14 protein-coding genes and 1 pseudogene are annotated in these 13,731 nt (G+C 65.7%); 6 read left to right on the top strand and 9 right to left on the bottom strand.

Going from position 1 to position 13,731, the window contains the following annotated elements; translation table 11 throughout:
• Positions 1-459 precede the first annotated feature (459 nt).
• Together CEB94_RS40155 and CEB94_RS40150 are read left to right on the top strand one after the other, a co-directional pair.
• Positions 460-1,092 (top strand): SMI1/KNR4 family protein, encoded by a 633-nt coding sequence (locus CEB94_RS40155; RefSeq protein WP_175436793.1) that lies wholly within the window; start codon positions 460-462, stop codon positions 1,090-1,092.
• A gap of 207 nt (positions 1,093-1,299) precedes the next feature.
• Positions 1,300-1,872 (top strand): S1 RNA-binding domain-containing protein, encoded by a 573-nt coding sequence (locus CEB94_RS40150; protein ID WP_175436792.1) that lies wholly within the window; start codon positions 1,300-1,302, stop codon positions 1,870-1,872.
• 157 nt (positions 1,873-2,029) lie between these two features.
• Here the strand turns inward: CEB94_RS40150 and CEB94_RS40145 are convergent, their stop codons facing one another.
• The 3 genes from CEB94_RS40145 to CEB94_RS40135 form a co-directional block, all read right to left on the bottom strand.
• Positions 2,030-2,446, bottom strand: coding sequence for a hypothetical protein (locus CEB94_RS40145; protein WP_175436791.1), 417 nt, complete (start codon positions 2,444-2,446; stop codon positions 2,030-2,032).
• Positions 2,443-3,291 (bottom strand): IS5 family transposase, encoded by an 849-nt coding sequence (locus CEB94_RS40140; RefSeq protein ID WP_175436790.1) that lies wholly within the window; start codon positions 3,289-3,291, stop codon positions 2,443-2,445. The genes CEB94_RS40145 and CEB94_RS40140 overlap by 4 nt, the downstream gene beginning before the upstream one ends.
• A 103-nt stretch (positions 3,292-3,394) precedes the next feature.
• Positions 3,395-4,090 carry a class I SAM-dependent methyltransferase gene (locus CEB94_RS40135; protein ID WP_175436789.1) on the bottom strand — a complete coding sequence of 232 codons (696 nt, stop codon included), beginning with the start codon at positions 4,088-4,090 and terminating at the stop codon, positions 3,395-3,397.
• A gap of 560 nt (positions 4,091-4,650) precedes the next feature.
• On the opposite strand from CEB94_RS40135, the pseudogene CEB94_RS40130 reads away from it, so the two are divergent.
• Positions 4,651-5,679 (top strand): annotated as a pseudogene (locus CEB94_RS40130) (IS256 family transposase); the annotation flags it as partial.
• Between the two features lie 255 nt (positions 5,680-5,934).
• Here the strand turns inward: CEB94_RS40130 and CEB94_RS41585 are convergent.
• On the bottom strand, positions 5,935-6,384 hold the full coding sequence (locus CEB94_RS41585; RefSeq protein ID WP_246112097.1) for a hypothetical protein: 450 nt from the start codon (positions 6,382-6,384) through the stop codon (positions 5,935-5,937).
• A 552-nt stretch (positions 6,385-6,936) separates the two neighbouring features.
• Positions 6,937-7,806: an IS5 family transposase gene (locus CEB94_RS40120; RefSeq protein ID WP_175436788.1), complete on the bottom strand. Its 870-nt coding sequence runs from the start codon at positions 7,804-7,806 to the stop codon at positions 6,937-6,939.
• Between the two features lie 624 nt (positions 7,807-8,430).
• Here CEB94_RS40120 and CEB94_RS40115 point away from each other — a divergent pair.
• The 3 genes from CEB94_RS40115 (at position 8,431) to CEB94_RS40110 (ending at position 9,546) form a co-directional block, all read left to right on the top strand.
• On the top strand, positions 8,431-8,916 hold the full coding sequence (locus tag CEB94_RS40115) for a lamin tail domain-containing protein (RefSeq protein ID WP_175436787.1): 486 nt from the start codon (positions 8,431-8,433) through the stop codon (positions 8,914-8,916).
• Positions 8,917-9,072: 156 nt separating this feature from the next.
• Positions 9,073-9,219 (top strand): hypothetical protein, encoded by a 147-nt coding sequence (locus CEB94_RS42045; protein WP_342790450.1) that lies wholly within the window; start codon positions 9,073-9,075, stop codon positions 9,217-9,219.
• 18 nt (positions 9,220-9,237) lie between these two features.
• Positions 9,238-9,546 carry a Ku family protein gene (locus CEB94_RS40110; protein WP_175436786.1) on the top strand — a complete coding sequence of 103 codons (309 nt, stop codon included), beginning with the start codon at positions 9,238-9,240 and terminating at the stop codon, positions 9,544-9,546.
• A gap of 232 nt (positions 9,547-9,778) precedes the next feature.
• Here CEB94_RS40110 and CEB94_RS40105 read toward each other — a convergent pair whose 3' ends face one another.
• From CEB94_RS40105 to CEB94_RS42435, 4 genes are all read right to left on the bottom strand, one after another.
• A complete protein-coding gene (locus tag CEB94_RS40105) occupies positions 9,779-10,501 on the bottom strand; it encodes a hypothetical protein (protein WP_175436785.1) in 723 nt (240 codons plus the stop codon).
• Positions 10,502-10,788: 287 nt separating this feature from the next.
• Complete coding sequence (locus tag CEB94_RS40100; RefSeq protein WP_175436784.1) at positions 10,789-11,223, bottom strand: Imm1 family immunity protein; 435 nt, start codon at positions 11,221-11,223, stop codon at positions 10,789-10,791.
• Positions 11,224-11,234: 11 nt separating this feature from the next.
• On the bottom strand, positions 11,235-11,531 hold the full coding sequence (locus CEB94_RS42440) for a DddA-like double-stranded DNA deaminase toxin (RefSeq protein WP_175436783.1): 297 nt from the start codon (positions 11,529-11,531) through the stop codon (positions 11,235-11,237).
• Positions 11,494-12,894 carry an RHS repeat-associated core domain-containing protein gene (locus CEB94_RS42435; protein WP_484422084.1) on the bottom strand — a complete coding sequence of 467 codons (1,401 nt, stop codon included), beginning with the start codon at positions 12,892-12,894 and terminating at the stop codon, positions 11,494-11,496. The genes CEB94_RS42440 and CEB94_RS42435 overlap by 38 nt, the downstream gene beginning before the upstream one ends.
• Between the last annotated feature and the right edge of the window lie 837 nt (positions 12,895-13,731).

Genomic DNA, 13,731 nt, shown 5'->3' with positions numbered 1-13,731 from the left:
ACCGTCAGGAGTGCTCGCTGGACACGACTGCACCGACGACGGAGACGGAGGCTCTCGGTCACTGGCTCGTACTCGACGGCTGCTTCAGGCGCAGCCGCGGGGTCGACGGAACACCATCCCCGGTCCCGCGGCCAGGGGCCGAATGCGCTCCCCTCTCTGAACTCCACCACCACAACGGTGTGCGGGAGCTTGCGGGTGCCTGAATCGAGATCCGGCCGGTCGGAAACGAGTGCGCGCGACGTCGTGATGCGGACTCCTTGGTTGTCATGCGGGGACGCTGCCCGTTGACCCTGCCCTGGGTGCACACTCGGCAGGAGCGATAGCAGAGGGTCATGGTGAGAAGATCGGCTCTGGCCGGCGAAGACGCCGTCGGGACACCGCCGCCAGGACAGGTGGTGCACTACACGTGGATGGGCCCCCGGACCGTCCTGGTCGCCTGCGACGGGGGTTCATGAACCGATGAACGAGGAAGGCGCCATGCGCGACGGGCTGGAACAACTGAAGTCCGTGATGCTGCTGCTCCACGAAGAGGAGGCAGCGGGGGACACCGTCGACTGGGGCGTGGCCGCGACCGAACTCGGTGTGCCCTCCTTTCCCAGCGACTACAGGGACTTTGTGACGTCCTTTGGCGCTGGCTCGATCGAGGACAGCGTCTATGTGTGGGTCCCCCGCCCGGGTACGACGGGTGCGCCGCTGACGGTGGGGCGGTTGCCGGCAAGCGCTGTCGGCTCGGAGTCGATGCGCGTGTGGCAGGGGTCGGAGGCGGGCTCCAGGCACCGGCTGGAGGACATGCTTGTCTGGGGGCAGACGAGCAGCGCGGATGCTCTGTGCTGGGTGGCGTCCGACCTTGACCCGGACAACTGGCCCGTCGCGGTCTGGGAACGGCAGGGCGGCGGGTGGCAGGTCCACGACGTGGGTATGGTGGAGTTCCTCCTTGGTCTGCTGCGCGGCACCTTTCCTACATGCCCCGTGAGCGATGAGACCCTGTGGAGGGTGCGGAGCGCCCGGTTCCTGAACTTCCGGGACGAGGAACGCTCCCTCGACGCGGGCGTCGACCCGTGGACGGGCAGGCGTTTGAACAGGTTCGACTGAACCCGCACACCGGGCGGTGGGTCGAACTGACGGGTCAGCCGAGTCGACCACCTACTCCAGACAGCCCGCGCCACAGAACAACAACCACCGATGTGCAGCGCCTGCCCGCGGACGAAAAAGGTATCCGCACCACCCACTTCGCCCCGCCAGGTTGCTCGTGACCGCCCTTCCCGCCGAGTGCGCAACTCCTCATGAAAGGCTGGCAGAATGATGGGCGGACCGTCCGAGAACCCGGAACTCTGGGCGTTCTTGGAATCACTGCACTGCGGCGAGCTCCTTTCCGGCACCGTCACAGCGATCGAACGGTTTGGCGTGTTCGTGGCGCTGGACCATGGTCCGGACCACCCGGTCTTCCCCGGCGTTGGGTTCATCACGATCCCCGAACTCTCCTGGCGGCGCATCGAAGCCGCCTTCGACGTTGTGCAGGTCGGACAGCGCGTCTCAGCCGAATTCCTTCAGTTCGACACATGGAACCTGGAGGCCAGACTGTCCTTGCGGGCGACACAACCGGATCCGTTCCAAGCATTCGCCGACCGCACTGCAGTGGGGCAGAAACTGCACGGCCGGGTCACCAAGCTGGTCCCGTTCGGCGTCTTCGTCCAGGTCGCCGACGGGATCGAGGGACTGGTCCATCTGCGAGAGCTCACATCGACGTCCGTGGAAAGTCCGTCAGATGTGGTCCAGGCCGGCGACGAGGTCACGGTCGTCGTCACTGCGATCGACCGGGAGCGACGCAGGCTGGTTCTCTCTCGACGACAAAGCTCATCCGACGACCGGTGACTCCTCTACGGGGGTCGATACTGGTGGGCTCTCGTATTCAAGTGTCGCCAGTTCTGGCGCTTGGGAGACGGGGCAGTGACTGTGCGCGTTCGCTGGGAGGCAGGGATCGCGTGCTGTCAGTGGGCGGTTCGTGAGTTGATGTCCGTTCCGGACTTGGTTACTGCTTCTTGCTGAAGGTGCCGGGCTCGGCCTCGGCGAGGATTCCTAGTGTGACCAGGCCTTTCATCTTGGCTCGGGTGCGTTCGATGTGTTTCGGCAGGAGCTCGAAGTCAAGGGCCTGGCAGATGTCGCGGGCCCTCAGTGGGCCGGTGGTGTCGTTGAAGACGGCGAGGATGCGCGGGTAGTCCGGGTGCTCGGGCAGCTCCAGACTCCCTGATGGGTCGGGGCTCTGGACCGGGATTCGGTCGGCGAGACCGGTGATGGTCGTGCGGGTGATGGCGAGGTGTTCCAGACGCAGTTCGGCCTCTCGGAGCTCGGTCTGAAGGGTGTCGATCTGGGTGCGGAGATCGCCGGCCAGGGCCCGGGCTGCGTCTTCCTGAAGGTCGAGCGCCTGAAGGAGGGGGTTGAGGTTCACGCGCCGGCCACCTGCGGATCGCGCCAGGTGAGCGTGCTCGCGTCGGTGAGCCGACGGGCCATGACGTCGGTCATGGCCCAGTAGACGCCTGAGGTGGAGGAGGCCGGGCGGTGTTCGTAGTCGCGGACCAGGCGCCGGTGCAGTATCAAGATCCCGAACGTCTGCTCCACCCGCCACCGTTTCGGCTGCGGAACGAATTCCCGCTCCTCAGGGTTGCGCCGGACGATCTCGACATCGATGCCGAGGGCGGCCCCGTGCGTGACGACCTGGTTCTTGAAGCCCTGGTCGACCAGGGCCTTGCTGACCGAGCCGCCGGCCGCGACGGCGACCTGGTCGAGCAGAGCGATGCCGGCGGCGTTGTCGTGGACACTCGCGGCCACCACGGTGACGGCGATGACCAGGCCAAGGACGTCCACGGCCAGTCCCCGCTTGCGGCCCGGCATCCGTTCCGCGGCGTCTTTGCCCGTCGTGACTGCGGGGACCCCGGTGGCCGCCCGGACACTCTGGGTGTCCAGGATCACCAGTGTCGGGTCCTCTAATCGCCGGTTCCTCTCCCGCACCTGGCAGCGCAGGAGTTCATGGATCTGCTGGTCGGTGCCGTCGTCCCGCCAGGCGGCGAAGTAGTAATACGTCGCGCTCTTCGGCGGCAGGTCGTTCGGCAACAGGGCCCACTGACAGCCGGTCCGGGACTGGTAGAGGATCGAGTTCACGATCTCCCGCATCGGATAGCGGCCCTGGTGGCCGCTCACGGAACGGTGCCGGTTCTTCCAGGCCGTGAGCACCGGCTCGATCAACGCCCACTGCTCGTCGGACAAGTCGCTCTGGTACGGCTTGCGTTCACTCACCCCACCGATCCCAGCAGGCCACCGGCACCGAACCGGAACGTTCCGGCTTCGCCCACACCATCAGGCGACACCAGAACCACTCATAGACTCACGAACCGCCCACTCAGGGCCGCAGGAGCCTGACAGCAAGGAAGCACGGAGCCTGGTGGAGCTTGTTGTAGGCCGTTTCGTCGAGCTCTCGCAGTCCGGGCGTCGGGCGAGGCTCGATGAGTCTTTGAAGCATGAATCCGGCGGCCAGCAGCTCGTTCAGGAACGTTTCCAGCGGCATGCGCTGGTAGTGAACCGCCAACGGCCCCCCGGCGAGCGGGAGGTCAACCCAGTCCTCGGCGTAGTACGAGCCACCGAATTTCCGCCAGTCAGCCGTCGGGTGGGTAGTCGAAACGAGCAGCCACCCTCCAGGACGCAGGACGCGTCGTAGGTCGCTGAGGAGACGCGGCCGGTCGGCGATGTGGTGGAGCATCAATGCGCACACGACTCCGTCGAACGACGCGTCGTCGATGAAGTCCAGCGGCTTCTCCGCGTCGTGCATGCGCAGTTCGGCCCGGTCGCCCAATCGCTCCCGCGCGTGTCTCAGCAGAGTTGCGCTGCCGTCGATTCCGACTACTTCGGCACCACCCGCCAGGAGTTCGGCCGCGTAGTGCCCGGCCCCGCAGCCGACATCGAGAATCTTCAGCCCGGCAACATCCCCCGCTAGCGCGAGCATCGCCGGCCGGTCGGTGTGTGCGTTGTAGGGGCTGGTGTCGGCGTTCTTTGCGAAGTAGTCGCCGACTTCGTCGTGGTAAGCGGTCTCTGCAGGCATCGTGACAGCATCGCGCCGGTGGCTGCCAACCGCGAGCGGTTTTGTGCAACCGAGGGTGCCTCCGGTCAACGGCTGCCTTGACTTGGGTCTGATTGTGGTCGGCTCGTTTTCAGCTGTCGCTGATTCCCCGGGACCCCAGCCAGATGGTGACCGTGTGTGATCTCCAGGGGCGTATCGGCTCCATGTCCCGCCGGTTTCTCTAACGAGGCGGCTGGTGGTCTTGTCGTGGTATCCGAGAGCGTCCGCGACGACGGGAGCGGGCATCTCAAAGAGTTGTTGTCGGATGGCGGCGCCGCGGGCGGCGGCCACCGGGACGCCGATCTCGTTGAGGAGTGCGGACAGGTGGTCGGGGCGGAAGGGCTGGCCCGCCCGGTCCGGGGAACAGCCAGGGGGATGCCTGGTTGGTGGCGGTGTTCATGTGGTCGCGGTCGGCGATGTAGTCAAGCAGCAGGGAAGCGGCTGGCTCGGGGACGGGTGAGGCCGGTTCCCCGAGTCGGAGCAGTACTGCTTCTCCGTCGTGCACCACATCGTCGACGGCGAGCCGGACGATCGGCAACTCCCGCTCCAAGACGGTCCTGACCGATGGCGGACCGGTGGAGATAACCGTGCCCCGCGACCGCGACGGCTCCTTCGAACCGAAGATTGTCAAGAAGCGGCAGAAGCGCCTGAGCGGCGTCGACGAGATGGTGATCTCGCTGGCCGCGAAGGGGCTGACCACTGGCGAGGTGCAGGCGCACCTGGCCGAGGTCTATGGCGCCGAGGTCTCCCGGCAGACCATCTCCGCCATCACCGACAAGGTGCTGGAGGGCATGGCCGAATGGCAGAGCCGGCCGCTCGACGCCGTCTATCCGGTGGTCTTCATCGATGCTGTCCACGTGAAGATCCGCGACGGTGTGGTGGCCGACCGGCCCATCTACGTGGCTCTGGCCGTGACCACCGAGGGCCGACGGGAGACTTTGGGGCTGTGGGCCGGTGACGGCGGCGAGGGCGCCAAGCACTGGCTGCACATCCTCACCGAGATAAAGAACCGCGGCGTGAGCGATGTGCTGATGCTGGTCTGTGACGGGTTCAAGGGCCTGCCCGAGGCGGTGGAGACCGTCTGGCCCAGGACGATCGTGCAGACCTGCGTGGTGCACCTGCTGCGGAACTCCTTCCGCTATGCCGCCCGTCAGGACTGGGACAAGATCGCCAAGCTTTTGAAGCCCGTCTATACGGCGCCGACGGAGGAGGCCGCCCTGGACCGGTTCGCCGAGTTCGCCGACGCCTGGGGCCGGAAGTATCCGGCGATCGTGAAGCTGTGGGAGAACGCCTGGGAGGAGTTCACCCCGTTTCTGCGGTTCGACACCGAGATCCGCCGCATCGTCTGCACGACGAACGCCATCGAGTCGGTCAACGCCCGTATCCGCCGGACGGTCAAGGCCTGCGGACACTTCCCGAACGAGCAGGCCGCGTTGAAGTGCGTCTACGTGGCGATCATGTCGCTCGACCCCACCGGCAAGGGACAGGCCCGCTGGACCATGCGCTGGAAGACCGCACTGAACGCCTTCGACATCACCTTCGACGGCCGCCTCTCCGCAGCCCGTCAGTAACCAACTACCCCAGTTACACCGCTCGTTTTGACAGACCCAGGCGAGGGCCGAGCGGGGTCTCGCTGCGTCAGACAGCATCTCCAGGCCGGGGAAGGCGTGATCAGACCGTTGCCGGTAGCGGGCTCTGGTCAGAGCACCCGAACGACCGACCGCGGTGGAAGGCATCGTTCGTGACGTGGACGCTGCCGGAGCCGATGCTGAGAGGCCGCCCGGTGGCCAGCTGCATCGCGGGCGCGCGACTCGCCCGTGCGGGCCTCAGCAGTCGTAGCGGTGGGTGTAGGGGGTGTCGGGGCAGCCGCGACAGACGAAGAAGTACATGCCGCCGAGGTCGCCCAGGGCCATGTCGTGCCCGAACGCGTCGAGAGCGGCGGGATCGGCCTCGGCTATCCAGCACGCAGTCGCGGTCTCATCCTGGCCGGAGGCCCAGTCATTCAGGGGGAGCCACCGGCCCACGCCCGGCTCCGTCGCGGTGACGCTGAGCAGGTGTTCCATGCGGGTGCCGCAGCCTGCGCAGTCAGGCCAGTCGGGCGGCTGGGTCCACCCCGGGTAGCCCCCGACCTTGCTCTGTTGCGTGGTGGCAACTTCGGAGTAGTCGTAACCGTCTTCCTCCTTCAGGGCCTCGAACCGCTGGTCAAGCAACTCGCCGAGTCCCTCCGGCAAGTCCCAGTTCGGGTACTCCACGGCCGGAGTGGGGAAACGGTGCATGGGCGAGGCAGGTAGTCCTCGTCCGCGGTATGCGGGCGAGGCGGCTCCCCGGCCATGGCGCCGGCGGACGTCAGCGCCGCGTTGCGCCAATAAAGCCGGGGGTTGGCCGCGTACTGGTCGTCATCATGAACGAGCGGGCACCACAGAATCTGCAACAGGTCGGTGCCGACGGGGAAGACGAGGCCGGGCACATCCCGTGCGTACAGCTGGACTACCGGGACCATCGCGACCGGCTCCGGCCCGACGGGCGGGTCGAGCGGCTTGTAGTGGCCTGGTTCGGCGCACATCGGCCAGGGCTCGTCGGCCGACCACAGCAGCGGCCCGCCGATAGAACTGTCACCCGGTCCCGGCTGCCCGGCCCGGGGGTAGAGGAGGGTGACATCGCGCGCCGACCGATCAACTCCGGAAAGACGGCCTCGACATCGCAGGGAAGCGGAGCCAGCGGCCGGGGCCCGGTCGGCTGGTCCTCGGCGGTGTCCGGCTGCGCGTTCCCTGGCGGCATGGCGTCTCCTGCTGCTGGTGGTCCTTAAGAGGTCGTTTTCTCCCGTTGCTTCATCCCGGTATGCGGATTTGATCCGGTGATGTCGGATCGCGCCAAGAGACGGTGTTCTCTGCGGTGAGGCGGCGGGCCATGAGGTCGGTCATGGCGAGATGGATCATGGCTTCGGAGCGGTGCGGATGGGTTTCGTAGTCGCAAGCCAGACGCAGGTGCAGCATCAACCAGCCGTAGGTCCGCTCGACCGTCCACCGCTTCGGGATAGGGGTGAACCCCCTGCTCCCAGGGGTGCGTTGGACGATTTCGAGGTCGATGTCGAGGGCTGCGGCGTGCTCGACGAAGTGCTTGCGGTAGCCGCCGTCGACCCAGATCTTGCGCAGGGTGGGGTAGTCGGTGGCGGCCTGCTCCAGGAGGGTGCGGCCAGCGGTGGAATCCTGGACGCCGGCCGCGGTGACCAGCACCGCGAGCAGCAGGCCGAGGGTGTCCGTGATGATGGTGCGCTTGCGGCCCACGATCTTCTTGCCCGCGTCGATGCCCTGTGTCCTGGCAGGGGCGGAAGTGGAGGTCTTCACGCTCTGGGCGTCGATCACGCAGGCCGAGGGGTGACGGTTTTTGCCCTCCTGTAGACGCACCAACTCCCGTAAGAGGCCGTTGAGCTGGGCGAAGATGCCGTCGGACTGCCATTTGGCGAAGTAGCCGTAGACCGTGTTCCAGTTCGGGAAGTCGTGAGGCAGGTAGCGCCACTGCACCCCGGTGCGGTCCACGTACAGGATCGCGTTCATGATCTCGCGCAGATCATGCTCGGGCGGCCGACCGAAGTCCAGGGCCCGACGCCGACGCTCGAAGCGCCACGCGGACAGGACCGACTCAATCAACTCCCAGCGGGCATCGGACAGATCACTCGGATACGCACGACGGTCGGCCATGTCCTGGAGGTACCACCGGCCGGGGGCGTGCGCCCAGGCGTGCATCCTGGCCGGCGGAAGCACGGAACAGATCCGGGCCTCCTGGAATGAGACAGGCGCAAGCCGACTCGTGCCCCAGAGGTCACACCATCGACCCCAGGAAGCAAGACCACCCCGGCGGCCCCACCCGCACCAGTTCATCGACGGGTGCAATAACGGAGCTATCGCCGCACTAGAGATGAAAACGACCTCTTAAGGCGCCGACCTTAGCCCGCGCGCGACCCGGCCCAGCAAGGGGCGTGACGCTCCTTCGCCAGCCTGCCTGCTGTTACTCACTTTCGGGTGACGGCCCGATCCCCTGCGGGGTGGCGCATCGCGGCGGACAGACACCTCACCCCCCAAGCCCCCCAAGGCTGCTCAGTCTGTCGGTGCGTCAACATCACGCATGGGCGGCATAGACAGATGTTGCATGTGAGGGTCATAGAAAAATGGACAACAGGTAACAGGGGTCACGTTTTCCGCACATCTTCTCCACGGCGTGAACAGAGTGTGTGCGGCCAGCCGGTCGCCGACGCACACCACACCCACTGCCCGGGCAGCCCCAGCGGCTCTCCGGGGAAGGTGTCCGCTCCCTAAGGGGACCTCTTGTCCGCTTTCGATTCCGTCACCGCTCGCCGTATCGCCGCCGCCGCGCTCACCGCCGGCGCTCTCGTCTCGGTGGTGACGCTGCCGGCGTCCGCCGCCGACCACGCCCGCCCCGAGCGGTCCAAGGTGAAGATCTCGGACGTCCAGTACGACTCCCCCGGCCGGGACGACCGCTCCAACCGCTCCCTGAACCGCGAGTGGGTGGAGATCACCAACACCGGCCGCCGCTCTGTCAACCTCGACGGCTGGACCCTTCAGGACGAGGACGGGCGCACCTACACCTTCGACCACTACCGCCTGGAAGGCCGCGCCACGGTCCGCGTCCACACCGGCATCGGCCGCGACACCGACAGCGACCTGTACCAGGACCGCCGCCACTACGTCTGGGACAACCGCTCCGACACCGCCACCCTCCGCAACGACCGCGGACGCTTCATCGACGACGAGTCTTGGGGCCACCACCGCCACGGCGGTCACCACCGCTGACCCAACACCGCGGGCGTGAGACGACGGCATCGACTGGAGCGACCACCGAATGGGAGGACAGCCCAGGAACCCCGGCCCCAAAATCTAGGGTGCCCTCACGATCCAGAAACATGATCGGCCTACTGCAGGAAGTACGCCTGGTCCGGACGTGAGCGCCTGGGCCTGCTCCGGGTCCGCGAGGACGTCATCGTTTTGCACGCGATGCGCTGGCCTGACGAGATCAGGTCGCCGGAGGAGCTGCTGGCGCCCGTCGAGCTGAGCGACGAGGAGATCGACGCGCGCTCGCGCTCATGGACAGCATGACCCGCGAGGATCTTGAGGGTGAGGAGTAACCAGGACACCTACACCGAGGCACTTGCGCAGATCATCGACGCCAAGCGGGAGCACCGCGAGCCGCCGAAGCTTCGGGAGCCGGGGTCGAAGCCCGGGCAGATCGTAGACCTGATGGTCTCCCTCAACGAGTCCGTGCAGAAGGCGCGGGCCTCGCGCGGCGAGGACGCTGACGTGCACGAGCTGCCGAAGAAGAAGGCGGCAAAGAAGCAGCCGCGGCCAAGAAGACGGCGGCGAAGAAGACCACGAAGAAGTCCGTGGCCAAGGAGACCTCCGGGCGCCGACCGCGCAGCGCCTTGAGTGACAACCTCGTGGCTCTGGGCCCGTCATGCGGGAGACGCCCGGGCCCTCAGCCAGGGTCTTGATAGAGCCCTTCTCCTGCGTGTGAAGGAACCGCATCTCGGATCGCGCTGATCTCGGCGCGGGCCGGGTGAACAGGGCACGCTCTGCGCGGGCGGCACACGGGCGGGGTGTCAGGCGAGTTGCTGCGCTGTCAGCCGCCGAGCGGCGATGGCTCGCACTGCGCAGCCGCTCATCCTTCCCTGCACGTATCCAGCGGCTTGATCTGAGGGGCCCGGACGATTCGGCCCGGCGAAGCCGCCAGCCCGTCGACCGGGTAACCGATCCCGTCCCTCTGGTCTCCTAAGCGACCGTCCTTGTCACGAGACCACTGGGCGCCGTCCCTGTCGGTGAAGAACAGGCTCAGCATCTCCAGGCGCCGCAGCGACTTCAGCCCCCGCCATGTGCCCTCCTCTCGTGGCAGGCCAGGAAGGACAGGGTGCTGAACGGTCAACTCGTTCAGGTCGGCGCGCTTCCAACGGAAACCGACAGTCTTTTCGGAGAAGGCGATTGTTGAGCACGGAGGCAGGCTGCCCAGCTTGATCACGAAGGTCACCATGCCGCGCGGCGGCTGCTGGTTCTTACCCAGTGCGGTCCGTGCGTGGAACGCCAGCGACACTTCGTTGACCGGGTCCAAGCTCCTGTTCATGACGTGCAGGCTCGACTCGCCGTCACCGGTCCAGTGAGAGACGAGCACTGCCTGCCCTCTCGCTTCATTGTCGGAGGTCCGGCGGGACTGATCGAGCTGATCCTGTGCCACCCGCGCCTGGAAGAACGTGGCGATGGCCGTGAGTAGCAGTGTGCCAGCACCCACAAGAACTGCTGCAACAGTCGCGATCTGGGTCCAGTCGTCGCGTTGCCACCACCGCTTGGCTTGATTCCCCTGCATGCGCGCCTCCCCTAAGCCGTTGGACATGAGGACGTTCGTGAGACGCGTGCGGATCCGGCTGCGGGTCTTTGCCGATACGCCGACACCGACCTGGCGACTTGGCCGCGCCCGACTGTCCGGTCGGCAGGGAGCGGGAAGCACGGCCCGCTTCGGATCGGCAACGGGAGCGTGCGGGGTGTGCGTCAGGGGGGCAGCGGGCCAGACGCCGAAGCCACCTGTGAGCGATCGCCGCCCCGCCCAACTCCAGCAGCTCGCAGACCTCGGACTCGACTGGGCGGTGGCTCGACGGTCGATCGACCGCACCGTCCGTCAGCTCACCAGAACTCCGGCTCTTGCCATTGGACGCACTTCGGACGCTGCCCACCGGAACACAAAAACTCGTTTACCGCCTGCCGCACAAGAGCGACAGGAAGTTCTGAGCTTTCTGGAAATTCAGTCGCATTTCCCATAATCGAGTAGGAGACCTCCCCCGACCCCTTCAAGGGATCGAGCGAAACGAAGTTGCCGTCGTCCATGAAGGCGAGGACTCCGACCTGCGATCCTGCGTCGACCCCAACCAGCAACTCATGGTCGGGAACCCCCGCAGGCATCAACGGACGTTCCGCATGGTGCAACGACGCCAAGTTCTCCGACGGACCGCCAGCACGGAGCGCCTCGATCAAGTCGTCAACATCGCTCGAGCCTTGGAGCAAAACCGGATTATCTCCGTGTTCACGCCGAAAGTAGGCTTGCACCTTACGGTTGGTCACTTCGCGCCTCCCTAGGTCCAACCCTCCCAGCCGCCCTTTCCATTGGGCCAGTGTACAGTGAGCTGCCTCTTGCCCAAGATGGCGTCGAGTACGCGATGACACCCGAGCGGCTGCGCGCATGGTCCAGCTGGATTGTTTATTACGAGTTCCGCCTTATCTACGCCATCCCTGATCATAGTAGCGGCCATTTTCTGTTCGACATCGCTTGCACGAGCAGACTTTGCAGCCCCTTTCAGGAATCCCGCCTTGCGGAGACGATCATTGACTATATCAATCAGTTCGGCGTCTGCCCTCTTGTTCCCACTCACGAGCCGAATCGCGTGACCGGAAGAAGTAGAACCGACCCCAGTTTGTCGCTCCACCCTCAACGAACTTCGGGATTACACGAGTGGCGAACTCCTTAAGTCCTGCGGCACCCTTTCCGACACCCAGGGCGCGCGCCCATCCCGGTCCTGGAGCCCATGGGACGACGTTCTCTTGGAGATTCACATATCCGCAGTATGATCCGTCGTCAGTGCAATTAAGCGCTGGATCGGACTCCCCAAAGAGCTGACTGAAGACCCATTTAAGCGCGTTGAGAGCAGGATCGCTTATCTGCTGCTTGTACGGGCCGGGAACTGGGTCTGGACCTGGGCTAGGAGCCGGGGTGGGGTTTGTGCTGTTCGTGGTGGACGTGCCCGCATCACTATTGGATGCGCCGTTGGCCGCACCGCCGCTCCCCGGGACCGGACCCGTGATGTCGGCAGTACCGTCTGGGTTCTCGCCGTAGCAGTAAATGTCAGGATCGCTGCACTTATCGCCCGGGTGTCCGCACTTGAGGCCACCGCATGGGTCGAGGCCTGTTGGGTCAGCCAGTGTCGCAGGGGAGTTGTTCGCGTAGCTGTAGCCGTTGAGGGACTGTACTTCCGAGGGGTTGAGGACGGGGTCGACAGAGAGAAACTGTCCGAGTGTGGGGTCATATTCGCGAGCGCCGATATGTATCAGGCCCGTTGACTCGTCTCGGGTTTTTCCGAGGAAGCCCTTGTCGTCGTCGGGCCAGGTGGTGATATCGCCAGCGGGTTCTCCTCGTTCTGCGCCGAAGGGAGTGGTGTAGCGCTTGGTGAAGGTCTGGCTGGTGTCGGCGCTGATGGCGAGGCTTGATGTGCCGTGGTGGTCGCCGGTGAGGTAGGTGAGGGTATTGGTACCGGACTTATTCGAGCGAACGGCAGCCGTCACGCTCTGAGCTGTGTAGTAACGCTGCGCCCAGGTAGTGCCGTCGGCGCGCAGGTGTAGTTCTGTAGCGCCGGCGTACAGGATCCGTTCGCCGTTCTCCGTGGCGCGTATCAGCAGCTGGCCGTCCGGGCCGTAAATGTAGGTGGTCTTGATGCCGTTGGGGGCGGTAGTGGTGGCGATGCGGCCTTCGTCGTCCCAGGTGTGGGTGTACGTGCCGGAGGAGACAGGCGCGGAGCCGATCCAGGAGCCTGCAGTCCATTGCAGTTTCCAGGCGGCGTCGTAGACGGCGAAGCTGCCGCCGTCCTGCAGGGTGGCGAAGTAGCCGGAGCCTGCACCCTTGGGACCACAGCTTGGTGTTGTCGGCCGAGTAGACAACGAAGTTGCCGTCGTCTTGCATGGTCGCCCATGCGACGGGGTTGCCCGCGGTGCCGGTGTGCCAGCGGACCTCGTCGGTGTCACGGTTGTAGATGACGAGGTCGCCGTCCTCACGCATGACCATGCGAGCCTTCTGGCTGCGTACCTCCTGGCCCGCGGTCAGTTTCCACCCGGCGCGGAAGTACTGGTGCTGCACTTCGGTGGCACGTTTGGCGGTGTTGCCCGCGGCGTCATAGGTGAAGGACTGGGTGCGGGTGCCGTCGCCGGTCGTGTCAACCATGGTCAGGGTATGCGGCTGTGGCTGGCCCGAGGCGGGGTAGCTGTATTCGCGCTGAGTGTTCTGGCCCGCGCGGATGCCGACCCCGTGCTGAGTCTCGGTCTTGCGCTGCCCGCCTGCGTTGTAGGTGTAGCTCGTCCAGTAGGGCGCCGGACCACCCATATCTGAACCGGTGCGGGCGCTGGAGCAGTCGTCGGTTTTGGGCGTCCAGGCCTCGATCATCCGGCGGTGACCGTCGTAGGCGAAGCACTGAGTGTCCGCCGAGCTCTCACCGCCAAGCGTGGTCGGATCCTTGATGGAGGTGACGTTCCCGGCCTGGTCGTGGCTGTAGTTGAGATCCTGCAGCATGTACGGGTGGGTTTGGTCCGTGACATGGCTGCGGGTCAGGCGGCCGGTTCCCTCCTCGAAGAGGTTGGTGACGTAGATGCTCTTGCTGCCGGTACCGCCGGTGCCCAGCGTCAGCTGCTGCGGCTGCGAGAGCGCCGAGTAGGACACGTCGCGCAGGTAGCCGGTGGAGCCGCCGATGGACGTGAGGTTGCCCAGGCCGTCATAGGTGAGTCCGATGTTCTCGGACGGCAGACCGCCCAGCGCCGGTTCCTTGCTGTATTGCAGGGTGCCGTCGATGTTGTAGTAGCTCTCGTAGG

Source organism: Streptomyces hawaiiensis, from assembly GCF_004803895.1.
Classification (GTDB): domain Bacteria; phylum Actinomycetota; class Actinomycetes; order Streptomycetales; family Streptomycetaceae; genus Streptomyces; species Streptomyces hawaiiensis.
This window is presented reverse-complemented; position numbering and strand designations above follow the sequence as displayed.